General features: G+C 54.4%; 28 protein-coding genes and 1 tRNA gene. 12 read left to right on the forward strand and 17 right to left on the reverse strand.

The window, feature by feature from the left end; all coding sequences use genetic code 11:
• The first annotated feature begins 8 nt into the window (after window positions 1–8).
• Together C7534_RS26605 and C7534_RS32970 are read left to right on the forward strand one after the other, a co-directional pair.
• Window positions 9–791 carry a hypothetical protein gene (locus C7534_RS26605; protein WP_109787555.1) on the forward strand — a complete coding sequence of 261 codons (783 nt, stop codon included), beginning with the start codon at window positions 9–11 and terminating at the stop codon, window positions 789–791.
• Complete coding sequence (locus tag C7534_RS32970) at window positions 776–1,132, forward strand: DUF7079 family protein (protein ID WP_109787556.1); 357 nt, start codon at window positions 776–778, stop codon at window positions 1,130–1,132. The genes C7534_RS26605 and C7534_RS32970 overlap by 16 nt, the downstream gene beginning before the upstream one ends.
• A gap of 79 nt (window positions 1,133–1,211) precedes the next feature.
• Here C7534_RS32970 and C7534_RS26615 read toward each other — a convergent pair whose 3' ends face one another.
• The 4 genes from C7534_RS26615 to C7534_RS26630 all read right to left on the reverse strand — a co-directional run bounded on the left by C7534_RS26615 (window position 1,212) and on the right by C7534_RS26630 (window position 3,823).
• Window positions 1,212–1,712: a DUF3916 domain-containing protein gene (locus C7534_RS26615; protein ID WP_109787557.1), complete on the reverse strand. Its 501-nt coding sequence runs from the start codon at window positions 1,710–1,712 to the stop codon at window positions 1,212–1,214.
• Window positions 1,713–1,844: 132 nt separating this feature from the next.
• Window positions 1,845–2,174, reverse strand: a complete 330-nt coding sequence (locus C7534_RS26620) for a hypothetical protein (RefSeq protein WP_109787558.1) — start codon at window positions 2,172–2,174, stop codon at window positions 1,845–1,847.
• 287 nt (window positions 2,175–2,461) lie between these two features.
• Window positions 2,462–3,199 carry a hypothetical protein gene (locus C7534_RS26625; RefSeq protein ID WP_146206197.1) on the reverse strand — a complete coding sequence of 246 codons (738 nt, stop codon included), beginning with the start codon at window positions 3,197–3,199 and terminating at the stop codon, window positions 2,462–2,464.
• A gap of 144 nt (window positions 3,200–3,343) precedes the next feature.
• Entirely contained in the window at window positions 3,344–3,823 is a 480-nt protein-coding gene (locus C7534_RS26630) for a hypothetical protein (RefSeq protein WP_109787560.1), read from the reverse strand.
• Between the two features lie 891 nt (window positions 3,824–4,714).
• On the opposite strand from C7534_RS26630, the gene C7534_RS26635 reads away from it, so the two are divergent.
• The 4 genes from C7534_RS26635 (at window position 4,715) to C7534_RS26650 (ending at window position 9,959) form a co-directional block, all read left to right on the forward strand.
• Window positions 4,715–5,848, forward strand: coding sequence for a polymorphic toxin type 44 domain-containing protein (locus C7534_RS26635; protein ID WP_109787561.1), 1,134 nt, complete (start codon window positions 4,715–4,717; stop codon window positions 5,846–5,848).
• The gene (locus C7534_RS26640) at window positions 5,829–6,221 is read left to right on the forward strand and encodes a hypothetical protein (RefSeq protein WP_256594820.1); all 393 of its coding nucleotides are present in this window, start codon (window positions 5,829–5,831) and stop codon (window positions 6,219–6,221) included. The genes C7534_RS26635 and C7534_RS26640 overlap by 20 nt, the downstream gene beginning before the upstream one ends.
• Before the next feature lie 272 nt (window positions 6,222–6,493).
• Entirely contained in the window at window positions 6,494–8,980 is a 2,487-nt protein-coding gene (locus C7534_RS26645) for a hypothetical protein (RefSeq protein WP_109787563.1), read from the forward strand.
• Complete coding sequence (locus tag C7534_RS26650; RefSeq protein WP_109787564.1) at window positions 8,967–9,959, forward strand: hypothetical protein; 993 nt, start codon at window positions 8,967–8,969, stop codon at window positions 9,957–9,959. The genes C7534_RS26645 and C7534_RS26650 overlap by 14 nt, the downstream gene beginning before the upstream one ends.
• Window positions 9,960–10,228: 269 nt before the next feature.
• Here C7534_RS26650 and C7534_RS26655 read toward each other — a convergent pair whose 3' ends face one another.
• The 13 genes from C7534_RS26655 to C7534_RS26710 form a co-directional block, all read right to left on the reverse strand.
• A complete protein-coding gene (locus C7534_RS26655) occupies window positions 10,229–10,594 on the reverse strand; it encodes a histone-like nucleoid-structuring protein, MvaT/MvaU family (protein WP_109787565.1) in 366 nt (121 codons plus the stop codon).
• A gap of 67 nt (window positions 10,595–10,661) precedes the next feature.
• Window positions 10,662–10,850 (reverse strand): hypothetical protein, encoded by a 189-nt coding sequence (locus C7534_RS26660; protein WP_109787566.1) that lies wholly within the window; start codon window positions 10,848–10,850, stop codon window positions 10,662–10,664.
• Window positions 10,813–11,757 carry a chromosome segregation protein SMC gene (locus C7534_RS26665; RefSeq protein ID WP_109787567.1) on the reverse strand — a complete coding sequence of 315 codons (945 nt, stop codon included), beginning with the start codon at window positions 11,755–11,757 and terminating at the stop codon, window positions 10,813–10,815. The genes C7534_RS26660 and C7534_RS26665 overlap by 38 nt, the downstream gene beginning before the upstream one ends.
• 91 nt (window positions 11,758–11,848) lie before the next feature.
• Window positions 11,849–14,755 (reverse strand): DUF927 domain-containing protein, encoded by a 2,907-nt coding sequence (locus C7534_RS26670; RefSeq protein ID WP_109787568.1) that lies wholly within the window; start codon window positions 14,753–14,755, stop codon window positions 11,849–11,851.
• Complete coding sequence (locus C7534_RS26675) at window positions 14,752–15,024, reverse strand: DUF3077 domain-containing protein (RefSeq protein ID WP_109787569.1); 273 nt, start codon at window positions 15,022–15,024, stop codon at window positions 14,752–14,754. Before C7534_RS26675 ends, C7534_RS26670 begins: the two co-directional genes overlap by 4 nt.
• Window positions 15,021–15,305 (reverse strand): hypothetical protein, encoded by a 285-nt coding sequence (locus C7534_RS26680; protein ID WP_109787570.1) that lies wholly within the window; start codon window positions 15,303–15,305, stop codon window positions 15,021–15,023. The genes C7534_RS26675 and C7534_RS26680 overlap by 4 nt, the downstream gene beginning before the upstream one ends.
• Window positions 15,302–15,460 carry a hypothetical protein gene (locus C7534_RS32640; protein ID WP_177412281.1) on the reverse strand — a complete coding sequence of 53 codons (159 nt, stop codon included), beginning with the start codon at window positions 15,458–15,460 and terminating at the stop codon, window positions 15,302–15,304. The genes C7534_RS26680 and C7534_RS32640 overlap by 4 nt, the downstream gene beginning before the upstream one ends.
• A 373-nt stretch (window positions 15,461–15,833) precedes the next feature.
• Window positions 15,834–16,139: a hypothetical protein gene (locus C7534_RS26685; RefSeq protein ID WP_109787571.1), complete on the reverse strand. Its 306-nt coding sequence runs from the start codon at window positions 16,137–16,139 to the stop codon at window positions 15,834–15,836.
• Window positions 16,136–16,744, reverse strand: coding sequence for a hypothetical protein (locus C7534_RS26690; RefSeq protein WP_109787572.1), 609 nt, complete (start codon window positions 16,742–16,744; stop codon window positions 16,136–16,138). Before C7534_RS26690 ends, C7534_RS26685 begins: the two co-directional genes overlap by 4 nt.
• A complete protein-coding gene (locus C7534_RS26695) occupies window positions 16,741–17,022 on the reverse strand; it encodes a helix-turn-helix transcriptional regulator (RefSeq protein WP_109787573.1) in 282 nt (93 codons plus the stop codon). The genes C7534_RS26690 and C7534_RS26695 overlap by 4 nt, the downstream gene beginning before the upstream one ends.
• 90 nt (window positions 17,023–17,112) lie before the next feature.
• The gene (locus tag C7534_RS32975; RefSeq protein ID WP_256594821.1) at window positions 17,113–17,952 is read right to left on the reverse strand and encodes a hypothetical protein; all 840 of its coding nucleotides are present in this window, start codon (window positions 17,950–17,952) and stop codon (window positions 17,113–17,115) included.
• A gap of 282 nt (window positions 17,953–18,234) precedes the next feature.
• Window positions 18,235–19,476: a tyrosine-type recombinase/integrase gene (locus C7534_RS26705; RefSeq protein ID WP_109787574.1), complete on the reverse strand. Its 1,242-nt coding sequence runs from the start codon at window positions 19,474–19,476 to the stop codon at window positions 18,235–18,237.
• A 164-nt stretch (window positions 19,477–19,640) separates the two neighbouring features.
• Window positions 19,641–19,725, reverse strand: a tRNA-Leu gene (locus C7534_RS26710).
• 107 nt (window positions 19,726–19,832) lie between these two features.
• Between C7534_RS26710 and queA the strand changes: the two genes are divergently transcribed.
• From queA to C7534_RS26740, 6 genes are all read left to right on the forward strand, one after another.
• On the forward strand, window positions 19,833–20,882 hold the full coding sequence (gene queA, locus C7534_RS26715) for a tRNA preQ1(34) S-adenosylmethionine ribosyltransferase-isomerase QueA (protein WP_077431307.1): 1,050 nt from the start codon (window positions 19,833–19,835) through the stop codon (window positions 20,880–20,882).
• A 14-nt stretch (window positions 20,883–20,896) separates the two neighbouring features.
• Window positions 20,897–22,012, forward strand: coding sequence for a tRNA guanosine(34) transglycosylase Tgt (tgt, locus tag C7534_RS26720; protein ID WP_128870527.1), 1,116 nt, complete (start codon window positions 20,897–20,899; stop codon window positions 22,010–22,012).
• 43 nt (window positions 22,013–22,055) lie between these two features.
• Window positions 22,056–22,391 carry a preprotein translocase subunit YajC gene (yajC, locus tag C7534_RS26725; RefSeq protein WP_007982729.1) on the forward strand — a complete coding sequence of 112 codons (336 nt, stop codon included), beginning with the start codon at window positions 22,056–22,058 and terminating at the stop codon, window positions 22,389–22,391.
• 64 nt (window positions 22,392–22,455) lie between these two features.
• The gene (secD, locus tag C7534_RS26730; RefSeq protein ID WP_077431309.1) at window positions 22,456–24,324 is read left to right on the forward strand and encodes a protein translocase subunit SecD; all 1,869 of its coding nucleotides are present in this window, start codon (window positions 22,456–22,458) and stop codon (window positions 24,322–24,324) included.
• 9 nt (window positions 24,325–24,333) lie between these two features.
• A complete protein-coding gene (gene secF, locus C7534_RS26735) occupies window positions 24,334–25,248 on the forward strand; it encodes a protein translocase subunit SecF (RefSeq protein ID WP_109787575.1) in 915 nt (304 codons plus the stop codon).
• Between the two features lie 121 nt (window positions 25,249–25,369).
• Window positions 25,370–25,918: a glycine zipper 2TM domain-containing protein gene (locus C7534_RS26740; RefSeq protein ID WP_046026633.1), complete on the forward strand. Its 549-nt coding sequence runs from the start codon at window positions 25,370–25,372 to the stop codon at window positions 25,916–25,918.
• Window positions 25,919–26,278 lie beyond the last annotated feature (360 nt).

Here is a 26,278-nt window from a genome sequence, read left to right on the forward strand (position 1 = left end):
AACGTCCTATGACAGAGCCATACCTCGTCACCGGCAGCTATGTCGTTCAGCGTGAGCACGCCTTGCAAGATTCTCCGCTCGATAGAGCGCTAGAACTGATGGAGGGCACTGCACTTAGGTTCTCTCTGGACGCGATCTCTGACGAAAAGGTCCGGGCGAACTACCTGAAAAACATAAAACGTATGTCACAGCAGACGTTGGCAGATGTGAAAGCTGGGAAGATCACCGCGCGAGAGGGCGTGCAGTTCAGCCATGAAATGCGAAACAAGATCTTGATGGAGCACCGCAAGGTTACCTCTGCGCAGGGCTTGGCTGTCGTGCAAAAAAAGAAGGCCGATGGCAGAACGCTTCAAACGCTCTTTGATCGTTACTCCAAGGAGCTGTTCAAAAAGAGTTACGACAGCCTTTCACCGACGGAGCAGAGCAAGGTTCATTACACAATTTTGGAAGCAGCAGGGCGGGACAATTCCAAGTTCACAAATGGCACAAAAAAAATGCAGCTAATGGGCAAACTTGGCATTTTGATTACTGCTGCTGTCGCGACTTATCAAATTCTGAATGCTGAAAACAAACAAAAGGAAACGGCGCGTCAAGGGCTCATCGTGGGCGGCGGCGCGGCGGGCGGTATTCTGGCAGGGCTTGGAGTCAGCGCGCTCTGTGGGCCCGGCGCTCCGATCTGTGCATTTGCCGTTGTGTTTCTGGGAACTGTTGTTGGGGGCGTCGCAGGCGGAACGGTAGCTGACTCGCTCGATGAGGAATTAGAGGAGTTCTCACATTGGGATATTCTTTGAGTCAATCTGAGTTGACAAAAATTAGGGTCGCGCTCTCGGATCCGTTCAATGATTTCCCGGTTAATTACGATTACATAGCGAGTCAGGTGAGAGGAGTTGATCCTCAAACCCTCTACGAGATCCTTTACTCCGAAGTCGCGCCTGTGTGCTTTACCAATATTGCGGCGGCCCTTCCAACGGTATGGACAGGCTTCGATCCTGACTCCCTCAACGCTATGATTGAAGAAAGGCGTGTCGCCAGGAAAAATAGTTGGTTTCGTAGGCAGTACGACAAACTCCTTGTTCGTTGGTTGGAATATAACTACGGGTACATCTGGAAGGAGATTGTTAGCAGGCTGTGAGTTGACAGCGAAGTTTGATTTGCTTTTAAGTTTAGCGTCATCAGTCCCAGCGGGGGCTGCTCGCGAATGCCGCTAGGCCTCAAGCCGGTTCCCCGATGCACCACCACTGTACTGCGACTTCATCGTCAGGCTGAGTTACGTCATGTCCGTGCTCGATGAAGTGCGCTGGTGTGTGCAACGCAAGAGCATGGCTGATCTGCTCTGGCATGAGCGCGTTAGTTTCACCGAGGAAACCCAAATAATAGTCCCGGTCATAGAAGACGGTGACCTCGCTCTGATGAACCCATGGCCACACCAGCAGGCAAGCGACCCGGTAGTAACCTTGTGAGTGGTCAGCAGCGTCGGACAGGTGGCTAGCGGCTTCGAGCAGTTGCTGAAGGCAGAAGGCTTGAACTTCGATACTGGCTTGAGGACCTTCGACCAGAGCCGCATGCACCGGGATCTTCCAGTGTGTGTAGCGCTCCATCTTCACGGATCGCGGGTGAAACTCGTCGCGAAAACTGGAGGCCCAGCGCTCCAGAGCGCGAAGGCGGCGGGGAATGCCTCTGAGTGGCTTGTTACTGAGGGCTATTTGCCGCATTGATACGTCCTTGTGGTGCCGAAAAAATCTTTGGTTGTTGTCAGTTGGGGTAATGGGTTAGTGGCAGGTCCATTCTCACTTCAACCATACCCCGGCCAGTATCAGTAGGTGTGAAGGGGCTCCACCCAATCATTACTGAATATCTTTCAGATAATCCTTGAGCGCGATTAGCGGCGCCTCAAGCTGATCCATCGTCTGCGCTGTGCGGAAATCAGCTGACAACCTGTGCAGCTCCCGTCCCAGTGGCGTATGAATACCGCCTAAAACGTCCAGCGCCAAACTCACGCAGTGCGCCACCCGAAACTGAATCCCCTCAACATCCCCCCGCCGAACCAACAACCCAAAAACCTCGCGCTCATAATCACTCATGATTGGATCATCCCGAAGAATCGGACTCGAATCCTCCGTCTCATAAGCAAGCTTGAGGCAGAACAGGGCGACGGTTTCCAGCTGCAGTTCCATGGGGTGAATCCTTGAGAAGGGTCGTACAGGCCAAGAATACGAAGATCAAAAGCTCGCAGCCTTCGGCAGCTGCTACACGACAGCGGTGGACGAGGTCACTTTTCTACAGACGAAAAAAAAGGCCTTGCTAAGCAAGACCTTTCTTAATTTTGGTGCCCGAGGGAGACTGTAGGCATTCATATAATCCGTGGCTTGCAGCTAGATTATACCGTTAGGGATACAGCTGGGGATACATGCGTGTCGTTGCTGATTTTCTGTATCGCCACCTTGAGCCAACGGGAGGAGAGCTATGGGGCCTTGGCACTGGCGATCTGATGAGCGGCCTCGAATAAAATCCCCAACTCTTCCATCAAGGCTGTGAGTGCCTCCACCAGGCAACCGATTGTTTTTGAAATTTCGTTCGACCCTTCAGCTGAATGCTCTCGCTTGAGCTCATCCATGTCGACATCCCCTGTATCCACACCGAAGTGCTCTACCGCTATAAACAACCCCAGCTCACGGCTGGAGTAGGCGGTGGAGTGGATTAACTCATTTCTAGGTCCACGGTAGCCTTGTACCGCAGTAGCTACAGCCACCAGTGCGGTGTGGATGCCCGGATGATTCGTTACTGTTTCACTTTTGACGAACGCGTTGCCGTTAAATGATTCATATTTTCTCTGGGGCAATGAGAGGGATGCCCCGACCAGTCGATGTGCACGGTCTACAAATCCTATAACTCTTAGGACAAAGTTTTCGTAGTGATACCTATAGGCTTCTGGACTTGGGTTGGGCTCGCAACCAAGTTCAGTTACGAACTTCAAGGCTAAACGCAAAGAGCCCAATGCAGTGTCAAGCTCAGCAACCTTTTCCCATACATAATTGGCATAGTTCTCTATTTTAGATGCAGGAAATCGAGTATTTCCCGAAGTCATTGCAGTTAGTCCTTTTTTCAAGTAGGACATTATATGAGGCGATAGGGGGGTCAGGCTTGGATGATCTATTAAATGGATTGGTTTTTTACCTTCTTTTAAATTTTGAATCTTCATTTTTTCTCCCGCTTGGGCTTAATATTTAAAGGGTGTTTGGGGTCAGTCCTCACGCTAAGCCCAACTCTACGGTCGGCAGGCCATTGGGGTAGGTAGACTTTTTAGTCATCTAATTTATTTGCAGCATGCTTTAAGCAAGTATTTCTAGGAGATATCTCTATAATCCGGGCGTCGCCAAAGTTGCTGTTTTGTTGAGCGATATGTGAATAATTTTTCGTATATGGGCATGCACTCCCATTTTACTCTTTCCCAGTCGTGCTTAAGCAGCAATGCAATCCTTCGAGTGAATACATGAATGTCAGTTCCGTTACCATCAAAAAGCCTGTCAAAGTGATCAAGTATCGCCTGATCATGAGTATCATCTTTTGGGTTGATAGACGTGGTAAGGCGGGATCGCAGCGCTGAAATCTTCCCTTTGTTATTTTTATCTTCTTTCAAAAAAAAGATAGTTACTATCTCTTCCGTAAGGGTCCGCATATTGTCGCGCCACTTGGCTCGTTCTTTCGTAACCTGCTCAATATGAATCGCTCGTTCATCTTTACGCAAAGCGAAAAAGGCGGTGAGCCATCCTGCTATTAAAGTAAATCCAGTACCTGCAATAAAAGACTGAAGGTCAATTGTCATTTGGCGCCATGCGTAGTGAGGGGCTATGCCTAATCGCATCAGTACCAGCTAGTGAAACCACTGTCGGCACATCGATATTAGGGGGAAGATTTCATGCTCGAAGCTATCGAGTATCACCGATGTTGTCTAGTGAGCGGGCAACGATGTGCATCTGAGGATAGAGCAGTTATCCCCATTCTTGTATCAGCGGCGCAGGTAGGTGGAGTCGGTCGATAGTGGTCAGCCTAAAGCAGACTAAATTGGCGGGGCCCCTGGGAAACATCTCGTAGTACGGGGTCGGAAACCCGCGGGATTTTGTTAGCGGCAGTCGACCCAGCTTACTGAAATTTCAACCTTGAAATTGAAAGGATCTTTAAGAAAAGAGGCCATCGTTACCGCATTGGTAACGGTGGACTCGGATTACAGATTTGATAGGGCGTATGCACAGGTGAACCTTAGTTCACCGGGTTCACCGGTTCACTAAGCTGGGAATCCTTTCGCTACCAAGATCCTGCGGGTTTCTGAGCCCGCATGTATCTAAACGCCTCAGGGGCCCCGGCACCTGCTGGGGTCTCATCGCTGATGGAACGCGTTGCTAGTGGGGAGCGGGGACAAATACCTTTCAAATGTCGTGTTACAGGTGTTACAGGTGTTGCGATTACTCGTAACTCACTGTTTATAAAGGATAAGTGCTATGTAACACCAGCTGAGGGCTTACCTTGTGTCAGGTGTAACACTGCGGAACGGTGTAACGGGATTTTAAGGTCACCTGTTGGACAAAGCAGGTCCGTGCAGGGGCTACTCTGTCTTTTCTTACAGACTCGCCCCCGCCCGGTGCGCTAGTCTCTCGGAAATTATCGAACGCTTTTGACCTCCATACGGAGGTTTTTCATTGCACGACAAGGACGACGAATGACTCCCTCCGCTCGATTGGGTGACAAGCATGTCTGCCCAATGCCCGGTCATGGCACTACTCCGATTGCTTCCGCCAGTGGCGATGTAAACATCAACTTCATGGGATCTGCTCGTGTTGGCGATACCTGCGGCTGTGGCGCCGTAATCACAACAGGGTTCCCATCCATTCAAGTGAACGGGCGTCCTATGGCCCACTTAGGCAGCCCAACCAGCCACGGTGGAACGATAATTACCGGGTCAGGCGATGTTGGTGGCGGTTTTGTCATGGGCGATGCTGGTGGAGCAACCATCATCAACTTCATGGCACTCGGTGCATTCCGTCCAGATGGCACTGTGGATGACGAGAAAATGGCCACACTGCTCGCTGACCCGAAGTTGAAAGAGAAGGCAGTTGCCGCAAACGCTCTGGTAGCCCCCGAAGCCGCTCCGAAAAAGCCAGAGGCAAAGCCTGAATCAAAAGCCCCCGTCACGTGCAAAGACCCTGACATGATGGAACAGGTGGCCAGCTACATCGCCGGTGAAATGAACCGCAACATCACACACCCATCCGTACTGAAAATGAAGAAGCTAATCAGCTTTGATGCAGCAGCGGAAAATGCAAAGTTTCAAAAGCTCCCGTGGTATGCACGCCTTTCACCACCTAATTTCCAAGCAATGGAGCTTGGTAACACTACTGCTGCGATGGCCCTTTGGACTGAGCGGGTTGGTCAAAATCGGCCATGGGATCACAAGGTGACGATTGGGCAACAGTTCGGCGGGACTTGGCAGAAGCAAGGTCAGCTGGACTACTTCTATGACATCTGGTCGAACATCCACTATGGCTACATAGGGCGCGCTGGTGGCCTTTCTGAAAGCGTTCTTCTGGACGGCGCTGGGCTTGAGCAGATTGCATCAGACTCTATTCGAAAAGTTCAGAAGTGGGACGAGCGAAAAGGGCCTCACCGCTCAGCAGACATCGAAGGAATGCGGGCTTGGGACGATATAGGCGACCGAGTCTCTATCAGCATTGGAGTCGAACTGTACAAGCAGCACCCAAACGGTGGGATTACGGCAAAGATGCTCATGGATGAAGTTTTAGCACTACCACGTTCAAGCTGGGGAGATGGTACACGTGACCACGTTTGCAAATAAACCGAAACGGCATTACTGGCGCTGGGTGGTGGCGCTTTTACTCGCCCCAATCGTCTTTTGGTATGTCGCCACGCCCCAAGTGAGCTTCCATTTCTCTGACAAGGGGCAGGGGCGTCTCGGTTACATTTTGAATGTTCAGCACGACATCTCAAAGGGCGAGATCTATCCCGGCGAAGCAACTGGTGGGGCTGGGCACATCTTCCCGAACAACCAATTTTTTATGGAATTCAATTGGAACAACGGTGGAGTATCGCACTGCATCCGGGTTAAACCGAAGTGGCCGAACACCGATGTCTACATCGGGGCTGATGGTGCTATCGATAGCCGCACTGATAGCAATGTAATCGAAGCATGTGGGGCGCTACCAAAATAGACAGCTCAGGGAACCTGGTCCTCTGTTTAAGGTGATCGCAAAGGGCTAGAGGGAATGCTCCGGCCAAAAGCGGACGTTCGCTGTGAGGGGCAATGTAGCAGTGGAGCAAGCTTTAAGCGTACAGTTATGTACCGTGGACTCGCTTGAAGATTTTAAGAAAACCCCCGAAATATTATAAATTTTTGCACGATAAGTACTTGTTCAGATTTAAAGTCTCGCAATTCTAATTGAAGCCAACTATATATGAGTGGTAGGCATAGAGAGTGAAAAATGTGATTGAACGACTTAAGGTTTTAGCAAGTTCCAAGTCTTGGTTTTGGAAAGCACGAGCATGGCTAGGAAAAATTGTTTTTTTCTTCGATCGTAGCTCGTACAAGATGAACGCTTCAGTCACCGGGTCGATGGAGAATGCACGAGTTTCAGGCTCCATTGCGTGGATTGGAGTCAAAAGCCTTTTTTGGGTAGTTTCAATTTTGGCGCTGCTAAATTATGTTGAGGCCTATGTTAGAAGCAGTCAACTTTGGTTGCCGCCATTAAATGATAAGGACAAGGTTTTTATAATTGAGCAGCTTAGGCTGTATGCCCAAATGCTTACTGCGATATTCTCGATCTATTTCGCGACAACTGGAATCATACTGAGTGCTGGCTACACCAGGCTTCGCCGAGACATCATACAAATGCTCACCAACGAACAAGTGGGCAGTATTTATTCTAGAATTTTAGTGCTGTCAACGATTTTCTGCCTGATAGCTACCACATTCCCTTTGTTTAGATACGAGCCTGGCCTATTCATTTATATAGTAGGTACCGGATTAATTTTACTAAGCGCTTTGGCATTGTTTCCTTTGGGTCAGAGATTGTTTAATTTTTTTGATCTCAATGTTTTGGCTCGTAGTGAAATACTCCCTAACATTGTTCGCCACATTGAAGGTGCGGCAAGTCCTCGGACTTCGATATCTCTAGCCAATCATCACTCGAGGGCGGCGCAGAAGGCGCTTGAGCAACTTTCTTATATTGATGGTCGCGTCAAAGTAGGAAAGGAGAGTTTAGAAGACACTCTGCCCGCACTAAGCGAATGCTATGCGGCCTTACTGCTGCATTACCTTCAGCAGAAACACACAATCGACCCAAATAGCTACTGGTTCCCGAGACGAATAAAACACAAACAATGGTTTTTAGCTGGGGATAGCGCGACGTCTATGGCTCTTCGAACGAGCAGCCAACAAGTTCTGATTGAGGAAAAAACCGATCATCAATGGCTAGAAAACGAGATCGTGGACAGATTAGCAGGCCACGTGGAGTTTGCGTTTCAGGCCGGTGACTTCGATCTCGCATTGAAACTTCTCGCTCGCTTTTCGAACCGTATATCAGGTTATGCGCATCGTTTTCAGTTCGATATAGGCATGCAGGAGATAATAAAATTCAAGGAGATCATTGAACATACTCTGTCCTCATCGGACGTAGCAACGGATGATGAATCAGTGAAAAAAAGAATTGTCATAGCAGACACGTGGGCTGCGTTGGGGAGCAATCTTTGCTTAGAAACACTACGCCGAATGGTGACCTTTGAGAAAGAGTTGAAACAGTTTTTTGAGGCAGACGAATGGAGCGAGAGGTCGTTGCGTCGTCTGCCTGCTTTTATGCAAGTGGAGCTTGGCTTTATCATCGAACGCATCGAATTTGAGCGTGAGATTGAAGGGCAGCGCCTATCTAAGCCTAAATATGTCCAACAGTTGGCCGTCCAAAAGTTATTAAAACATTATGCAGGAGTTCTGCCCGCTATATGCAGTTTTTATCAGCATTTGATTACGAATTTCGTGGAGTCGATGACAAGGCTGAAAATGTCCGAGGCCGCAACTCAGGTTGTTCTAGCGAGCTTGCACAGTTATTCGAAATTGCCACGTTGGTTTCACGATCTTACACAGCTCATGGGTCGATATTATGATTATGGACACTATACTGAAGAGCAATACAAACTGCCTGAGGTAAATACTGACGAGATGGCAGCGCAACTTGCCTCAGCACGAGATGAGGCGATTGCCTGGCTCGGCAACGAAGCCATGGTCGGATACATTTTTACATCAAGATACAACGATGAAATGCCGGATCACTTTGGGCAGATTTATTTTGAGCTGAGCGAAGCATGTATAAGTGCGCTTGAGCAAAATAATGAAAGCAAGTTGGACAAGGTTCTCCCCATGTTCATGTCTCTTACGTTACTTGTTGCAGATACGAAGTTTAGAGACACTTCACTGAAAGTAAGCGACGAGTACCGACTTCATCTGTTTTCAACTGTAATCATTGATTTGGCCTCGGTTTTAGGATTCGCCATCCTTTACGATGCATACTTCAATAATGAGAGCTTATCGAAAGACGCTCTCGCCAAATTTGACACTTGGATCACGCGAGCTGCCGACAAGCAACAATACCTAAAAAGAATGTTGCTTCTTTCAGACCCGTTCAGTTTTAGCGCAAGTGCCTCACCGCGTGACTTAATCCGGATTAATTGGAAAATGTCGTTCGAACATCGTGCGAGAAACGACGGTTTTGGAGATCAGATAAGTATGAGGCGAGGGAAGCCGCATCCAAACAAAATCGTGAGGGATTTCCTGCAGTCAAACTGTGATGCATCTCATCTTTTTTTTGCAAAACACGTTCTTCCCCAGGTCAAACCAATTGACTTCAAAGTAAGCCATAGCATAACGTCCCTAGCACAACAACTGCGCGACGACGACGAGGTGCAAGGTGAGGGTTTTTAAGGCTGAGCCTTCATACTGGCAATATAATCCTGATAATCAGCTTGGATTAATAGACAGACTGTTCTTCAATCGAATACGGCAAAAGGCAGACTTTCATCGCCGAATGTTTGATGAGGATTTTGCGAGATTGTTCCGCTCGAAGAACCGCCGAGGTGGGAATCTTTTTGAGATCGTAACGAACGACGATAGGGTCGTGCAAAAACTCCTTGGCAACGTTAAGACGAGACACGCACCACGTTCGGTAGACGAAACAGTACGCGAACTAGTGAGCGAAATAGCACAAACTCTAATTCGGCTCGGAAAAGCGTATTATTTTCTTCACGAAGATAATGATCAGGAAGAAATTCACATAGTTCCTTTGAGTTCAGTCGGCATTATGCGCCTCTTTGGTAGGCATTTTCAGTGTGTTCCCAAACGGAATGAGAGGCACTGGGATCGAGAGAACGAGGAGCTTCCAAGAGAATTACGCATATTAGATGAAACCAAGGTAATGCGCTTCGACATGCCAACATCAATGAAACGTGTGCTAGCTGCACAGAACAGAACGTTGGGGGTCCTTGACAAGTTTCAATTTAGGGCTGCCGACTTCCATCGCCAGGCCACGTACGAGGATCCAAACCCGACCAATCATTTCGATTTTCGTGTGTGGAACGATATACAAGAGCGAGCGTTATATCGAGCCACTCGAATTACTGGTTGGAGTTGTAGGAAATTTGACTCTACAAAGAGGTCGGATTTCTTCGACTGTCATCGAATGATACGGTTCCGACGAAACCAAATTTTGTTAAGAGACGACATTTTGAAGCAACTCGGCTGTGAGTTCTCGAGAATTGGCAAAAGTTATAGAGCGGACTTTTCTATTGAAATATCGGGGACAAATGAACTGCCAAGTATCGCACACCTCAACAAACTGGCAGCGAGGCTGATTGCTGAAAACGTGGGATTCAATGAAGTCCTCAATTATTACTATGAACGCTGAGCGACCGGATCAACGGTCGCGCTGAGACATGCTGCAAGCCCATGAATCTCTGGAGTGGGTCTTAGGCATGTTATGATTAGTGGTTTCTAGCCGAAGCGGTCATTCGTTAACGTCCGCTATTGCCCGAAGTGGTCTTCGATCTTCGTAGTGGAAACTAGGAAATATTGGAGATTCGTAAGTTAGCTGTGAGTTGACGACGAAATTGTTCACTTTCAGTCAAGTAGTTACCAAAAAGGGCCCGTGTGGGCCCTTTTTCAGGTGAAGCTGTCTTACTTCTTCAACCATCCCTCGACGACGTCCGCTCCGTGCTCTGCTTTCCACTCTTTCAAAGCTTTGTGGTTCCCACCCTTAGTTTCGATCACTTCACCGGTATTGGGGTTTTTGTACACCTTGAGTTCGCGTGGTTTGCGTGTGCTCGCGGCCGGGGCCGGAGATTGGCGCCGTGCAGTGGTTTGCGGATCGAGCAGGTTAATAATGTGCTTCAGGCTAAAGCCGTAATGCTCGAGCAGTTTGCGCAGCTTCGTTTCGAACTCGATCTCTTTTTTTAGGCCATCATCACCTTTCAGTGCCTCCAGTGCCTGGAGTTGCTCAGCGAGATTTTTTTCCAGCTGACGGTATTCTGCAAGTTTGGACATTTTGATTCCTTGGTCTGTGGAGGCTTACGTGATTATTAAGATAGTCATGCTTGTTACAAGTTCAGCGCTATTTACGGCCGTTCAGTTGCCTTTCAATATTCGCCATTTCCGCTTTGATCGCGTTGATTGTCAGTGTTTGTATGTGACTGATTTTGCCCGCACCTGCGTTGATGGTTTTCAACAGGGTATTCAGGTGGGCTTTCCGACTTTCGAGCGTATCAGACCAGGTCGCGCTGTTCTGTAGTGGCTTGTTCATTGCGTTCATCCTTGCGTTGTTCTGGATTGCTCAGGTTTTCGGGCTGTTGCGGTATTGGCAGACTGTTGAGCTGGACTAAGTCCCGTGCGCTGTATTGACGAGAGCGGTCGGAAAGCTCGTGCCACGTCCATTTCCCGAAGTTTTCGCCTTCCTCTGGAACGGCCAGTTTCATAAGGTTTATCTGATCAAGCCCCAGCAGTCTGTAATTTGCCCAAAGCTTTCCGCCCACATCGAACAACGCTTTTGCGGCCTCGTTCCATTGCTCTTCCAGGACCGTCTGCGAGAGCCAGAGGGCGGTGCGTTCTATCCCCTTATGCTTTTCCTGTGCTTCGGCGATGTATTTATCTACCGTGACTAGCTCCTGTTCCAGAGCAGTCATCATCAGTGTTTGCCGACGGTTATGTTCGGCGGCCGCTGTAAGATTCTTCGCGGCCTTTTGTGCGTCGGCGTTGGCGGTCTCCTCGCCTTCGGTGTCGCCCCAAGCGACGGCCTGCGCGTACGCAGTGGCGGCGTCTGTTTCGGCCTGACGGGCTTTGGCCATGTCCTCAACCGCCTGTTGTTGGATCTGTGCCAGGCGGGTGCTGAGGCTCTGGCGCTTTTCGTTCAGCTCCTGCTCATCACCGGTCCAGTTATCCATCGCCTCGATGTAACCCACCATCAAGGAGTCGCAATTGGCGAGGTTCTCACGGCGACTGATTTTCCGATTTAGAAGGTCAGCATTGTTGTTGCGCGAATCAAAATTCCTTTTCAGCTCGTTATACTTGTCCCACAGTTCGCGCTTCCGATCCGGTTCGATGGGGTCTTCACTTTCCAGCACGGCCTCAAGTGGTAGCAGTTCGGCGTGCAATCCTTCTGCCTCGCTCAGCAATTGGTCGCGACTGTCTTTCAGGTCTTGAATCTCGTTCATCTGTTTAGTCTCTGTTCAATTCGATTGGGTGGGTTGAGTGGCTGGCGAGGCCGGGATTAAGCCGGCGCTACCTCGATCAGCAGAGATGCCCTCAGGCAGCCCGAGCCTCGCTCTCATCCATTCCCGGAATCGTCTTCACGACGTAGCAGCGTTGCGTGCCTAGGCCGGGCAACCGGATCGAACTCGACGCCTTGCCATCACCTCCCGGCTCCAGAACGCCGCGCTGTAGCAGCTCTTTGTTCACGGCGTTGATGTTCATGCCCCGGAAGATCTCCGAGCGCCATAACTCGGGCAGCACGTAGTAGGTATTGGTGGTGTGAAGGGAGTCGCCCAACCCGTGCTCCAGCGTCTTGCGAAAGCCGAGGCGGTCGATGGTGCGCGGGCCGTGTTCGTCGATCTTTGCCGCCGCCGATTCCCAGCGGGTAAAACGGCTTTCGCCGAAGCGCTCGATGACTTGGCGCAGCCGCGCCAAGATCGCATCACCTTCGAAGTTCCCGGCGCCGCCACGCTCGTTCATCCAGGCGTTGAGGCATACGCGAGCGGCGGTGGTGGCGGTTCCATCCGGCCAGCCGGTAATCCCCATCGCGGTGGCCAGCTCACCCGCTGCGGCCGCGAGGCCGAAACGAGCGGCTGCCCGGTGTGCCTGTCCGCTGGCCGAGGCCGGTAGCGACTGAGCGATAAACCCTTCCAGCGTGCGACGCAGGATGGCGGACCAACCGTGACGTTTGCCCGGTTCGCACAGCGCCGTGAGGAAAGCGGTGAGTGGAGTGCCGTAATACTTCGCTACCCGCGCCTTGAGGGCGTCGGCGAGTGACGCCGCATCCTCAAAGCCGTTCAACGCATCGAACATGCCGAGGCCTTTGCTCGCATCGGCCGGAACGGCGAGCATACGTACCTCCATGCCCGCTTTCAGCTCCTTGTTGGCTTCGGCCATGTGCTGAGCCAGCGTCTTCTCTCCGGTGGAGAGAAACAGCAGACGCCACTCCTGTACTTGGCGGCCTGCTTGCCCTCGATCATTGGCGCGTGCCTTGCCAGTGCCGTTGCCGAGCATGTACACCGTCTCGCCGATGATGCGCGGATCGCACATGCCGATTTCATCCAGCACCAGAAGCCCATCGGAATGCGCGGCGGCGATGGATTCCAGCGCGTTGTCGGTGGAACGCCACGAACGCACCAGACGCGGTCCGCCGTAGATCGAGGCAGCAACTTGCAGGTGCGTGGTCTTGCCGCCTGAACTGTCGCCGTACAAGTGGAAGCCGCCCGACTCATGGCCGAGCATGTGCAGCAGCGGGCCAGCAAAGGCCACGCCGACGACGAACGCCAATCGATGATTGCCGACGCACAGTGCGCCGATCTGCTCCTGCCACTGCTCAAGCGAGCCTGCTTCGCTGATTGGCGGAAGCTGAGAACCCGTCTCGTAAAAGTGTAGGTGTTCGCTGTGTGCGCCGACCTGTTGCTCTGGCAGCAGAAAGGCGCTGTCGTGCCAGCCCAAGCGGGTGACCAGTCGTGCCCGTTGCGCGCTGTCGAAGCCGCCGAGGTAACTCTGCAGGTCGTTGCGTGCGTTGCGTCCTGAGCGGCTGCCCGCGAGGCGCAGTCCCATATTTACCAACGGTCCGAGTACGTCCTTGCCGAAGTCGCCGGTCATGGTGCGCGCCGGGATATTCCAGCGTTTCTTGGCTCCGTCGGGATCGTCGAACTCGACCAATAGGCCCCAGTTCTGGCCTTTGTCGTCGCGGGTGCGAGCCAGGATTTCCAGTGGCGAACACACCGGCCGCGCCTCGCCGTCGTCGCCCGCATAAAACACGCCTTCGGACGTGAGGCGAAAGCCACCGGGCATCAGGTCGTTTTTCGATTTTGCGGGGCGCTTGGCGGCGGTTTTTGTCTTCGGTTCTGGTTTGGTCTCGGCCTGCTCAGGCTCCGTCTTTTCGACAACCAAACCGAACATTTCTCCGCTGCTTTCCAGCTCGGCGAAGTGCGCCGCCGTCCAGCCTTTCGCGAGCGCATCGGCAGCATCGTCACCGTCGACCCATTGACCACCTTTGGCGAAGGCGGCGCGGTCGTTCTTCAGTGTGGGCTTACGTTTGAACACGTCCAGCGCGATGAACCGGACCGAGGCGGCGCCGATTTCGCGCAGCTTGTCGGCCACGGCTTCCATGCAGGCTTTACCGCTGACATCGTTGTCCGGCCACAACAGCACTTCGCGACCCTTGAGCGGTGTCAGGTCGGCTTTGTGCCAGGAGTTGGAGCCGTTCGGCCAGCAGGTGGCCGCGTAGCCGGGCAACAGTTCGGCGGCGGCGTCGGCAGCTTTCTCGCCTTCGCAGAGAATAACCGGTGCGTCAGCGCGCTGGGTCAGTTCGTCAAGGCGCAGCAGTGGACGCGGATCGGGCAGACCCTGCCAGCGCCATTGCGTGGACTGGCCATCAGCGCGCTGACACCATGTCAGGGGAGCAAAGACTTTCTTCGGTTTGCCGTCTTCATCCGGCGCGAGGTCGAAGCGGTATAGCGCCATAAGCGGCTGGCCCTGCGCGTCGCGGTAGATCCACACCTTGGACGGCGCGCCGTGTTGCCGATGCTTGGCCGGGCACTTATTCATGGCCTCGGCCGGGATCGGCTGAATGGCAATCCACTCAGGTGCTTTTGTCTTGGCAGACGCTGGCTTGGTCTGGGCGGCGCCGGGCGATACGTTGAACAGCTCTGCCAGCTTTTTGCAGGCCTCGACGTCGGTGCCGCCGTCCAGATAGCGCACCAGATCGATCAGGTCGCCGCCCTTGTCACCGGTGGCGAAGTCGGCCCATGTGCCCTTGCTCAGATTGATCTTGAGCGAACCGGCGCGTTTGTCGCTGCGGGTCGGATTCGGTGCGGTGTATTCCTTGCCGCCGTCCACGCGCTTGCCGTTTGGCAGCCAGTGCGACAGGACACGATCAATGTCTTTCAGTGCGGCGGTTTTCACGTCGGCGAAGCTGGGACGTTTCGCTGAGTTGCTCGGGCGTTGGCTCATGCGTCAGCCCTCGCCAAAAACAGCGCGTCGTTGATGTCATCGATCAATGCTTTGGCCATCTCGCCCAAGTACAGCGCAGGCCAACTGAAACGCTCGCCGCTGTCGCTCATGGCGGCGTCGAAGTTGAGCTGGTTTGCGTGATGTTGCAGCAGGGAAACCATCTCCAGTGCATCCTCGACCGGTATTCCGGCATTGACCCGGAACAACTTCAAATCGGTGGCATTCACGCGAGTAAATGTGGCGTGGCCAAGGGTGGTGGAAGTGCTCATAGCGCACCGCCTTTCTGCGCCGCAGGAGTCGACGTGGTGTCACCGTGCAAGGCGAGCGTTTTGATCAGGCCGAGGGTGCCGCGCACGTCCCAAAGAACGGCGGCAATGATGTGATTGGCGAGGCGCGAGGATTCGTTTTCGAAGTGATCCTCAAGCAGCGTCAGTACCGAGTCGGCGCGATCAATGGCGCAGGTGATGGCGTCGATGGGGACACCGGCTTCCGCTTTCGGATTAACGCAGAGCAGGTCTTCAGGCAGGGCACAGCTCAGGGCACTGTTCATTGGGCACCGCCTGCGGTTTCGAGTGCGCGGGCTTTGGCCATGTGGTCGTTGTAGCGGGCAAGACGTGTAGCGAGGCTGGAGTTGGCGTGTAAAGCGGCGAGAGCCATTGCCCGATGGGCAGCGGCGCGAAATTTGGACGGATTGAGAGCAGGCATAGGTGACACTCCAAGTTTGAAGATGGAGCTGCCACTGATCGTCGCCAAACGATATAAGGTGGCAGCTGTGCGCAGGTTGGCGAACCGGGAACTTGGAACCCGGCAGACCCGAAGGTCTCCCACGCACAGCTGCCATAACACGAAACGGCGGGCACAAAAAAAGCGCCTGCTGTCGGTTGGGGCGCCTGTGCGCCAAGTAACTCGGGTCGCCAAACCCGGTCGCTGAATTTGCAGCGACGACCAGAGAGTAACGTCCGTTTTTTGAAAGTGCAACTGTGTTCATGACTTGCGGTTTTTTCAGGTGCGGCATAAATTGTTCGTGCATGTAGATTTACCTCAACGCCTCCGGATCGCTCCCGGAGGCGTTTTCGTTTCAGGCATGGGCTTCCCAGCGCAGGGACAGGAGGGGCAGGAAGCCACCGTTGAGCATGGATCGTGCGTCTTCGTAGGCTTGAGTTTGCTGGCCTTCATCGACGATCACGGTTCCGGTCTTTTCGCAGTGGAGGGAGAGGGCACACCAGGTGCCGTCGGCCCAGCTGAGTACGCTGACCACGCGACCTTGCTTGTCCTGTTGGCTGCGATAGCGCTCAAGGCGCTGCATGAGGCGGGGCGAAAAGCCAATTCGGCGCAATACCGAAAACGGGTGCATAAAAGCGCTGTTCGCGATCTTTCGGCTCATGCTGCCTCCTGCGCGGAGGCAAACAGCGGCGGCGGTGTTTCGCCTTTGAGCCAAGCCAAGATCTTGCTGTCTTCGGCGCAACGTCGGCGGTGTTCGACAGCCAGCGAATCACGGCTCTGTGCGAGGCATTCATCCACATACTGGGTAAGATCCGAGGTCAAGCGCATGTCGTGGTGAAGGCGCTCGGTTGCGGTTTTCTCCACGGCGAGATCCTCATCCGTGATGCGTTGCCATACCACCGGATCGTTCGCGTACCCCGCCGATTGATCCACCAGCCAGTAGGTGACCCAGTCGGTCATACCACGCGTTTTCAGTGAGGCGAGGCGGCTGCCGCTCATTGCGAAATAACCGGTGCCGTGGACGCTCGAAAACTCTCTGCGCACCGCGTTTTTGCGGATCAGTTCGGGCAATTCCCAAGGATTGGCTTTGAGCGGGAGAACGAGGCCGTCAGGGCTAAAAAAGCACGCTTCTTGCTCTTCGCCGTTCCAGCTCACACCGGCGATGGTGCGGTGGCGCCAGTTGATTGCTTCCGCTTGATAGAGGCGAAATCCGATGCTGTAGGAGTCGAGAAACGGCCCCTTGAAAGGGCAGTAATTGCGCTTCATGCGGCCACCTGGTCACGCGCCTCGATGCGGCTGCGTGTCCATGCCTGCACTTCGGAAAGAACCCAGGCGACAGGGGCGCCGCGCGCGTTGCTGTTGCTCAATTTGACGGGCTGGGGAAAGCCAATGTCGGGGCGCTGCATGAGTTTGTAGATGGTGGAGCGCTTCATTCCAACGATGCCCTCCAACTCTCGCATTCGGATCAAAGTCGAAGAAGCATCGAAATGTGAAGGGGCGTTAGCAGGTGACCTGCGGGGAAAATCGGTGACAGAGGTGTTCATAGGTATTGCTCTCGATTGATTTGGACTGACGAGAGCAATGGTCTAGAGATTGAATGGCGGTGAGCAGTTCACTTCCAATTGAAATTTCAGTTACAGCACGAAGTTGCGCTCGAGAATGGCTTCCACGCTTTTGCGAGTCAGCACCTTTTCAGTCTCGGGGGTGACCCACTCAGGGCGCTGTTTGAGAGGCTTAGCGACTTCACGTTTCAGCCAGGCATGCACGGCTGTTTTGACGTTCTTTCTTGGCATGCCCATCGCCAAATAATGGTCAGCCTGACTAACGATTGCAGCGTCTCGGGCGTTGACGTCTTGGCTTCGCTCCATCCCGCTGATAATGCCACCTTTGCTGCGGATAGCTGACCTCATTGCCTGATCAGCGAGGGGTGTCAGTTCGTCATCGATCAAGCAGGGCAGGGAAGTGATCGGCTGCAAATAGAAGACATACTCGTCGAGTGCCCTCGTGCGCTCGGCTGTATCAACCTGAGATTCCACAAACCGGCAGTACAGATCCCATGGCCAGTCGGTCGGTATTTCCTTGATATGCAACCAGGCCGCGTTATCGGCGGCGCGCATCCAGTCGTTAAGAACCTCCAGCGCTTTGACAGCACAGGCCATGATGTAGGCCGCATGCGCTTCGCGGTCCGAAGCCGAGTAGCAGTTGCTGTATTGACGAACCCAATGAGCGAGGCGCGCTCTGTTGTCAGTAGAGGCGTACTGGAAAATAATCTCCTCATGCATCGTCGTCTTGATGCACATGCTGCTCAGATCACTATCGATGCCACCGGTTTGGATTCGCTGGCAACACTGATCGATCAAGTGGCACACAGCAGCGAGTTGTTCGCGGCAGAGTCCGTAAAGCGGTTGGGCGGAGAGGTACTTGATCAGCCCAGCGCTTAGCATTGAGTGTGAAGTGGGTTGCTGATCAGTCATCGCTAAGTGTCTCTGGCAACGTGTAACGCCCTATCCCACGCCCTGTGTTTTGCAGGCGTAACCAGCGAGAGTCCCGCTGTATGAGCGTGCGCCGGACGTCGGCCCGCAGTAAACGAGGGCTTTTTTTGGCGTTACACGTTTGAACGGCGTTACATCGGGTGTACGAGAAGACGCGCAATCGTGTAACAGGCGTGGGAGCCAATGAATTCGGGCGTTCGCCACAGGTCGTTACACGAGTAACACCTGTAACACGGATTTTGGAGGGGATATGGATATACGCGCTCATACCACCTCATCGAACTGTCCGTGGAGGACATTTCCAACAGCCAACTGATCAAGGTAATCGGCGTACCACTGCATCATCTTCACTCTGTGATCAAGATATTGAGCCTTGTTGTAGATCCCAGAGATCCCCTCTTCTTTATGAGCGAGCTGCGCTTCGACGTGCTCTTTCGGCCAACCGTGTTCTCTAAGCAGGGTGCTGGCGGTATGGCGAGTTCCGTGGCCGACCAAGCGACCTTTGTAACCAACCGTCGCAAAGACTTTGTTGATGGTGTTTTCACTGATTGTCGGGTTCTTAGCTCCGACGCCGGGGAACAACCACCGACTGCGCCCTGTTAGACACCGGAGTTCCTTTAAAGCGAATAACGCCTGCTTAGGGAGTGGGCACACGAAATCTCTCCGCATCTTCATCTTGGCGGCAGGTGTCGTCCAGGTGGCTTTATCAAGGTCGAACTCTTTCCATTCAGCTAAGCGGACCATTCCCGGTCTCGATGCCGTCCATATGCAGAGCCACGCCGCAGTTCGGGCCGTTAGTCTGCTTGGGGTGTGTTTCAGCGCGGTCAGAAAGTCGCCAAGTTCAGGTTCCAGCAAATGAGGATGCTGTTGAGTTTTGGGGGCTTGGGCAGCGATATCGCGAAGTCGGCTTCCCGGGTCGTTTTCGGTCAAGCCTAATCCGATGGCTCGACCGAAGATCTGATTTATCCAGGTGCGACACTTTTCAGCCACGTTGTGTGCGTCCCTGGCTTCGATGGATGCTTGGAGTTCCGCGCAGTCGGTACGGGTGATTTCGTCTAGAGGCTTATCTCCCAGTGCCGGGAGTATGTCTTTGTCGAGGTAGGTGCGGATTTTGTTGAGAGTGGAGGGTGCGAGACCCTTTTCCTCTTTTGCCTTCAGCCAGGCATCAGCGGCAGCTCGAAAGGTTCGGGTTTTGGCCGCATCGATAGCAGCTTTCGCGGATCGCTTTTGTTCAAGGGGATCGGCACCGCCACTCACTACTTTGCGTAGATCGGCAGCTTTGTCCCGTGCCAACGCACCACTTACTTCCGGGTAACCCCCGAGCCCCATCCAAGCCCAATTGCCCGCCGGACGTTTGTAGCGGAGCTGCCAGGATTTACCACCATCCGGTTTGACCCTGAAGTAGAGGCCGTTTCCGTCGAGCTCCCGGTATTCCTTTGATTCCGGCTCCAGCCCCGCAAGTGTCGTGTCAGCGAGGGGGCGGCGCTTGATGTCTGCGCGCTTCATCCTTGTATCCCAAAGTTCGGTATTTTTCTCAGGATACAAGCAGGGATACAGGGATACAACGTATAGGGAGAGACAGGGGTAGATAGACAGGCACAAAAAAACCGGCCAAGTGGCCGGTTTCTCTGGGTCTGAAAGCCTGGTAGAGACTTTCAGATACTGCTATATGGTGCCCCGAGGGAGACTCGAACTCCCACTCCTTTCGAAAACGGATTTTGAATCCGCCGCGTCTACCAATTCCGCCATCAGGGCTCAATGGCGGCGAAGTATAGAGATGAGATTACCGTCGGTCAATCAGGTACATAGAGAATTTTTGATATTTCCGCTAGACTTCCCGGCCCTGCTAGACGAACCCCATCATGCGCGTTGCTGACTTTACCTTCGAGCTCCCAGATTCGCTGATCGCCCGCCATCCTTTGGCCGAGCGTCGCAACAGTCGCCTGTTGACCCTTGATGGGGTCAGCGGCGCCCTGGCACACCGTCAATTCACTGATTTGCTTGAGCATTTGCGCCCGGGCGATTTGATGGTGTTCAACAATACCCGGGTGATTCCGGCGCGGCTGTTTGGCCAGAAGGCTTCCGGCGGCAAGCTGGAAATCCTGGTCGAGCGGGTGCTCGACAGTCATCGCGTGCTGGCCCATGTGCGTTCCAGCAAGTCGCCGAAACCGGGTTCCAAGATCCTGATTGATGGCGGTGGCGAGGCCGAGATGCTGGCGCGTCACGATGCGTTGTTCGAGTTGGGGTTTGCCGAAGAAGTGTTGCCGCTGCTCGACCGCGTCGGGCACATGCCGCTGCCACCTTATATAGACCGCCCGGACGAAGGCTCGGACCGCGAGCGTTATCAGACCGTGTACGCCGAGCGTTTGGGTGCCGTGGCGGCGCCGACGGCGGGGCTGCATTTCGATCAGCCGCTGATGGAGGCGATTGCCGCCAAGGGCATCGAGACCGCGTTCGTGACGCTGCACGTCGGTGCCGGTACGTTCCAGCCAGTACGCGTCGAGAAGATCGAAGACCACCACATGCACAGCGAATGGCTGGAAGTCGGCCAGGACGTGGTGGATGCGGTTGCCGCTTGCCGCGCTCGCGGTGGTCGCGTGGTGGCCGTGGGGACCACCAGCGTGCGTTCGCTGGAAAGTGCTGCGCGCGATGGCGTGCTCAAGCCGTTCAGTGGCGACACCGACATTTTCATCTACCCGGGCCGACCGTTTCATGTGGTCGATGCCCTGGTCACCAACTTCCATTTGCCTGAATCCACGCTGTTGATGCTGGTTTCGGCGTTCGCCGGTTATCCCGAAGCCATGGCTGCCTATAAAGCGGCCGTCGAGCATGGATACCGCTTTTTCAGCTACGGTGATGCGATGTTTATCACCCGTAACCCCGCACCACGTGGCCCTGAGGACAAAGAATGAGTCGCCAAAGTCGTATGTCGTTTGAGTTGCTTGCTACTGACGGCAAGGCTCGTCGCGGTCGTTTGACCTTTCCACGCGGCACCGTAGAAACCCCGGCCTTCATGCCGGTGGGCACCTACGGCACGGTCAAGGGCATGCTGCCGCGGGATATCACCGCCACTGGCGCGGAAATCATTCTGGGTAACACCTTCCACTTGTGGCTGCGTCCTGGCACTGAAGTGATCAAGAAGCACGGCGACCTGCACGATTTCATGCAGTGGAAAGGCCCGATTCTGACCGACTCCGGCGGCTTCCAGGTGTTCAGCCTGGGCGCCATGCGCAAGATCAAAGAGGAGGGCGTGACTTTCGCTTCCCCGGTCGACGGCGCCAAGGTGTTCATGGGCCCGGAAGAGTCGATGCAGGTTCAGCGTGACCTGGGCTCGGACATCGTGATGATCTTCGACGAATGCACCCCGTACCCGGCTGACGAAGACGTCGCTCGCGTGTCGATGGAGCTGTCGTTGCGTTGGGCCAAGCGCTCGAAAGAAGCCCATGGCGACAACACGGCGGCGCTGTTCGGCATCGTTCAGGGCGGCATGCACCAGGACCTGCGCATGCGCTCCCTGGAAGGCCTCGACCAGATCGGCTTTGATGGCCTGGCCATTGGCGGTCTATCGGTGGGCGAGCCCAAGCACGAAATGATCAAGGTGCTGGATTACCTGCCGGGTCAGATGCCGGCTGACAAACCTCGTTACCTTATGGGCGTTGGCAAACCGGAAGATCTGGTTGAGGGTGTGCGCCGCGGTGTGGACATGTTCGATTGCGTGATGCCAACCCGTAATGCCCGCAATGGGCATCTGTTCATTGATACCGGCGTGCTGAAGATCCGTAACGCGTTCCATCGCCATGATGATTCGCCGCTCGATCCGACCTGCGATTGCTATACCTGCCAGAACTTCTCCCGTGCTTATCTGCATCACCTGGACAAGTGCGGCGAAATGCTGGGGAGCATGCTCAATACCATCCATAACTTGCGTCATTATCAAGTGCTTATGGCTGGTTTGCGCGAGGCTATTCAACAGGGTACATTGGCCGCCTTTGTCGATGCCTTCTACGCCAAACGCGGGTTACCTGTTCCGCCTTTGGACTGAGTTTTCTGACCCCAAGATTCAACATTTGCAACTGGAGTGCTAAATGAGCTTTTTTATCTCTAATGCCATGGCTGACGCCGCTGCACCTGCTGCGGGCCCTATGGGTGGCGGTTTTGAGTGGATTTTCCTGGTCGGTTTCCTGGTCATCTTCTACCTGATGATCTGGCGTCCACAGGCCAAGCGCGCCAAAGAACAAAAGAACCTGCTGAGCAGCCTGCAAAAAGGCGACGAAGTTGTGACCACTGGCGGTATCGCCGGCAAGATCACTAAAGTTGCAGACGATTTCGTTGTTCTGGAAGTTTCCGACACTGTCGAAATGAAGTTCCAGAAGGGCGCTATTGCCGCGACGCTGCCAAAAGGCACGCTGAAAGCGATCTAAGTTTCAACTTCATATTCAATCGACGGGGCGCGCAAGGCGCCCCGCGTCATAAACGGGCGGCGTGATGCTGAACAAATATCCTCTGTGGAAATACATTCTGATCCTGGCGGTGCTGGCGGTCGGTCTGATTTATTCCGCTCCCAATCTATATCCTGATGACCCGGCCATTCAGGTCAGCGGTGCAAGTACTGCGCTGCTCGTCAATCAGGCTGATCTGGATCGTGTGAGCACTGCGCTCAAGGAATCCGGGATCAACGTCAAGGCTGCCACGCTGGCGGCGAACGGCAAGGGTGGTCTGATTCGCCTTACCAAGGCTGAAGATCAGTTGCCTGCCAAAGACGTCGTGCGCAAGGCGTTGGGTGATGACTACGTCGTTGCACTGAACCTGGCGCAAACCACGCCGCAATGGTTGCGCAGCCTGGGCGCGCACCCGATGAAGCTGGGTCTGGACTTGTCCGGTGGTGTGCACTTCCTGCTGGAAGTGGACATGGACAAAGCAATCGACGCACGTTTGAAAGTGTACGAAGGCGACGTCAAGAGCCTGTTGCGTAAAGAAAAACTGCGCTATCGCAGCCTGCCGCAACTCAACGGTGCCATTCAGCTGGGCTTCACTGATGAAGCAACCCGCGAAGAGGCCCGTGCGCTGGTCCGCAAGAACTTCAACGATTTCGACATTGTTCCGGCCGACCTGAATGGTCAACCGGTGCTGCGTCTGGCGATGACCCCGGCCAAGCTGGCGGAAATCCGTGAATACTCCATCAAGCAGAACTTGACCACGGTACGTAACCGCGTCAACGAGCTGGGTGTTGCCGAACCGATCGTTCAGCGTCAGGGCGCCAACCGCATCGTGGTTGAGCTGCCGGGCGTCCAGGACACCGCAGAAGCCAAGCGTATCCTCGGCAAGACGGCCAACCTTGAGTTCCGTCTGGCTGCTGAGCCGGGTGCTTCGAAAGCTACCTCCGAAACCTTCGAGTTCCGTGAAGGCAAGCGTCCGCCGGCACAGATCGAGCGTGGCCTGATCATCACTGGTGACCAGGTGACTGACGCCAAGGCTGGCTTCGGCGAGCACGGCACGCCAGAAGTGAACATCCGTCTGGATGGTCACGGTGGCGAGCTGATGAGTCGTGCGACTCGCAGCAACGTCGGTCGCAGCATGGCGGTGATCTTCATCGAACAGCGTCCGGTGACCACTTACGTCAAGCAAATGGTTAACGGCGTCGAGAAAGACGTGCCGGTCCAGACGTTCAAGGAAGAGAAGAAGATCATCAGCCTGGCGACCATCCAGTCGCCGCTGGGTGCTCAGTTCCGCATCACTGGCCTGAACGGCCAGGGCGAATCTTCCGAGCTGGCGCTGCTGCTGCGTGCCGGTGGTCTGGCTGCACCGATGTACTTCGCTGAAGAGCGCACCATTGGTCCAAGCCTGGGTGCCGACAACATCACCAAAGGTATTGATGCATCGCTGTGGGGCATGCTGTTTGTCTCGCTGTTCATCATGGTCATCTACCGCTTCTTTGGCCTCATCGCCACCGTCGCTCTGGCGGTGAACATGGTGCTGCTGCTGGCCTTGATGTCGCTGCTGGGTGCAACGCTGACCCTGCCGGGTATCGCCGGTATCGTATTGACCATGGGTATGGCGGTCGACGCCAACGTACTGATCTTCTCGCGGATCCGTGAAGAGATCGCGGCGGGCATGACCGTACAGCGGGCAATCAACGAAGGCTTCGGCCGGGCATTCACCGCGATTCTCGACGCCAACCTGACAACCTTGTTGGTCGGCGGGATTCTCTTTGCGATGGGCACAGGCCCGGTCAAAGGCTTCGCAGTGACCATGTCCCTCGGGATCTTTACCTCGATGTTCACGGCCATCATGGTGACCCGCGCGATGGTCAACCTGATCTTCGGCGGTCGTGACTTCAAGAAGTTGTGGATTTAAGGGGCTGCCATGTTACGTACAATCAACTTCATGGGCGTTCGCAACTTTGCGTTCGGCGTCACATTGTTCCTTACGGCGCTGGCCATTTTCAGTGTCTTCCATAAGGGCATGAACTGGGGCCTGGACTTCACCGGTGGTACGCTCATTGAGCTGACCTACGAGCGTCCAGCTGACGTCACCAAGGTGCGTGAGCAACTGGTGGCATCGGGTTATCACGAAGCCATCGTGCAAAGCTTCGGTGCAACTACCGACTTGCTGGTGCGTATGCCGGGTGAAGATCCGCAACTGGGTCACCAGGTGGCAGAAGCGCTGCTGAAAGTCGGCGGCGACAACCCGGCGACGGTCAAACGCGTCGAGTTCGTCGGCCCGCAGGTGGGTGAAGAGCTGCGCGACCAGGGCGGCCTCGGCATGCTGATGGCGCTGGGCGGCATCCTGATCTACCTGGCGTTCCGCTTTCAGTGGAAGTTTGCGGTCGGTGCGATTGTTTCGTTGATCCACGACGTGATCGTGACCATCGGTATCCTGTCGTTCTTCCAGATCACCTTCGATCTGACGGTGCTGGCGGCGGTACTGGCGATCATCGGTTACTCGCTCAACGACACCATCGTGGTATTCGACCGGGTTCGTGAGAACTTCCGGGTACTGCGCAAGGCCAGTCTGATCGAGAACATCAACATCTCGACCACGCAAACCCTGCTGCGGACCATGGCGACTTCGATCTCCACGTTGCTGGCGATTGCGGCCCTGCTGTTCTTCGGCGGTGACAACCTGTTCGGCTTCTCCATTGCGCTGTTCGTCGGTGTTCTGGCGGGTACTTACTCGTCGATCTACATCGCTAACGTGGTGCTGATCTGGCTGAACCTGAGCACTGAAGACCTGATTCCACCGGCCAATACCGAGAAGGAAGTCGACGACCGTCCATAACGGCCATCGCATTTCCCGGTAGTTAGCCCAAAAAGGCGCGAGTTGAACTCGCGCCTTTTTTTGTGCTCCAAGGCTGGGAGAAGCGCGGGTTTGTCCCGCATGTGATGGTCAGGAGGTTCATGTGAACAAGTCGATGCTGGTTGGTGCGGTATTGGGTGCTGTCGGTGTGACTGCCGGGGGTGCTGTTGCCACCTACAGCTTGGTTAAAAGCGGCCCTGAGTTTGCGCAAGTACTCGCCGTTGAGCCGGTCAAGACTCAGATCAAGACGCCACGTGAAGTCTGCAAGGATGTCGCAGTGACTCGGCAAGCGCCGGTCAAAGATCAGCATCAGATCGCCGGTACCGTAGTGGGTGCGTTGGCGGGCGGTCTGTTGGGTAACCAGATCGGCGGCGGCACCGGCAAGAAGATTGCTACGGTCGCAGGCGCTGTCGGCGGTGGTTATGCGGGCAACAAGGTTCAGGAAGGCATGCAAGAGCGTGATACCTACACCACGACTCAAACTCGCTGTAACACCGTGAATGACATCAGCGACAAGGTCGTTGGCTACGATGTTCGGTATTCGCTGGATGGCAAGGAAGGCAAGGTGCGGATGGATCGTGATCCGGGTAACCAGATACCGGTCGACAAGGAAGGCAAGCTGATCCTGTCGCAGAACGAAGAGAATCGCTGAATACTCAGGTTACAGATTGGAAAAGAAGCACCCTTCGGGGTGCTTTTTTTGTGCCCGGAATACGACGGCGGGAACACCTGTAAACCTGTAGGAGCCGGGCTTGCCCGCGATAGCGGTTTCACCTGCACCGTTCATGGTGATTGACACACCGCCATCGCGGGCAAGCCCGGCTCCTACATCTATGGTTACCCCCTTTTCTGCAATACTGTTTTTGATGTCGTGTTTGGCTTGCTTTCATCTATCCGGCGTCTGAGTGGGGCTGTCACCCCGCGCCTCGATGAGAATCGATGCCCAACGACCCTAATTAGTGGAACGGCCTTACAGCCGTGTAGGAGCTCAGGGTTGTCGTCAGGCCGGTTG

The sequence above is a fragment of the Pseudomonas sp. OV226 genome, assembly GCF_003148705.1.
In the GTDB taxonomy this organism is placed as follows: Bacteria; Pseudomonadota; Gammaproteobacteria; order Pseudomonadales; family Pseudomonadaceae; genus Aquipseudomonas.

What these genes read in the sequence shown, in the direction of transcription:
- C7534_RS26605 (WP_109787555.1), top strand. Translation starts at nt 9, where the DNA reads ATGACAGAGCCATACCTCGTCACCGGCAGCTATGTCGTTCAGCGTGAG.
- C7534_RS26615 (WP_109787557.1), bottom strand. Translation starts at nt 1,712, where the DNA reads ATGCGGCAAATAGCCCTCAGTAACAAGCCACTCAGAGGCATTCCCCGC.
- C7534_RS26620 (WP_109787558.1), bottom strand. Translation starts at nt 2,174, where the DNA reads ATGGAACTGCAGCTGGAAACCGTCGCCCTGTTCTGCCTCAAGCTTGCT.
- C7534_RS26625 (WP_146206197.1), bottom strand. Translation starts at nt 3,199, where the DNA reads ATGAAGATTCAAAATTTAAAAGAAGGTAAAAAACCAATCCATTTAATA.
- C7534_RS26630 (WP_109787560.1), bottom strand. Translation starts at nt 3,823, where the DNA reads ATGACAATTGACCTTCAGTCTTTTATTGCAGGTACTGGATTTACTTTA.
- C7534_RS26635 (WP_109787561.1), top strand. Translation starts at nt 4,715, where the DNA reads ATGACTCCCTCCGCTCGATTGGGTGACAAGCATGTCTGCCCAATGCCC.
- C7534_RS26655 (WP_109787565.1), bottom strand. Translation starts at nt 10,594, where the DNA reads ATGTCCAAACTTGCAGAATACCGTCAGCTGGAAAAAAATCTCGCTGAG.
- C7534_RS26660 (WP_109787566.1), bottom strand. Translation starts at nt 10,850, where the DNA reads ATGAACAAGCCACTACAGAACAGCGCGACCTGGTCTGATACGCTCGAA.
- C7534_RS26665 (WP_109787567.1), bottom strand. Translation starts at nt 11,757, where the DNA reads ATGAACGAGATTCAAGACCTGAAAGACAGTCGCGACCAATTGCTGAGC.
- C7534_RS26670 (WP_109787568.1), bottom strand. Translation starts at nt 14,755, where the DNA reads ATGAGCCAACGCCCGAGCAACTCAGCGAAACGTCCCAGCTTCGCCGAC.
- C7534_RS26675 (WP_109787569.1), bottom strand. Translation starts at nt 15,024, where the DNA reads ATGAGCACTTCCACCACCCTTGGCCACGCCACATTTACTCGCGTGAAT.
- C7534_RS26680 (WP_109787570.1), bottom strand. Translation starts at nt 15,305, where the DNA reads ATGAACAGTGCCCTGAGCTGTGCCCTGCCTGAAGACCTGCTCTGCGTT.
- C7534_RS32640 (WP_177412281.1), bottom strand. Translation starts at nt 15,460, where the DNA reads ATGCCTGCTCTCAATCCGTCCAAATTTCGCGCCGCTGCCCATCGGGCA.
- C7534_RS26685 (WP_109787571.1), bottom strand. Translation starts at nt 16,139, where the DNA reads ATGAGCCGAAAGATCGCGAACAGCGCTTTTATGCACCCGTTTTCGGTA.
- C7534_RS26690 (WP_109787572.1), bottom strand. Translation starts at nt 16,744, where the DNA reads ATGAAGCGCAATTACTGCCCTTTCAAGGGGCCGTTTCTCGACTCCTAC.
- C7534_RS26695 (WP_109787573.1), bottom strand. Translation starts at nt 17,022, where the DNA reads ATGAACACCTCTGTCACCGATTTTCCCCGCAGGTCACCTGCTAACGCC.
- C7534_RS32975 (WP_256594821.1), bottom strand. Translation starts at nt 17,952, where the DNA reads ATGACTGATCAGCAACCCACTTCACACTCAATGCTAAGCGCTGGGCTG.
- C7534_RS26705 (WP_109787574.1), bottom strand. Translation starts at nt 19,476, where the DNA reads ATGAAGCGCGCAGACATCAAGCGCCGCCCCCTCGCTGACACGACACTT.
- queA (WP_077431307.1), top strand. Translation starts at nt 19,833, where the DNA reads ATGCGCGTTGCTGACTTTACCTTCGAGCTCCCAGATTCGCTGATCGCC.
- tgt (WP_128870527.1), top strand. Translation starts at nt 20,897, where the DNA reads ATGTCGTTTGAGTTGCTTGCTACTGACGGCAAGGCTCGTCGCGGTCGT.
- yajC (WP_007982729.1), top strand. Translation starts at nt 22,056, where the DNA reads ATGAGCTTTTTTATCTCTAATGCCATGGCTGACGCCGCTGCACCTGCT.
- secD (WP_077431309.1), top strand. Translation starts at nt 22,456, where the DNA reads ATGCTGAACAAATATCCTCTGTGGAAATACATTCTGATCCTGGCGGTG.
- secF (WP_109787575.1), top strand. Translation starts at nt 24,334, where the DNA reads ATGTTACGTACAATCAACTTCATGGGCGTTCGCAACTTTGCGTTCGGC.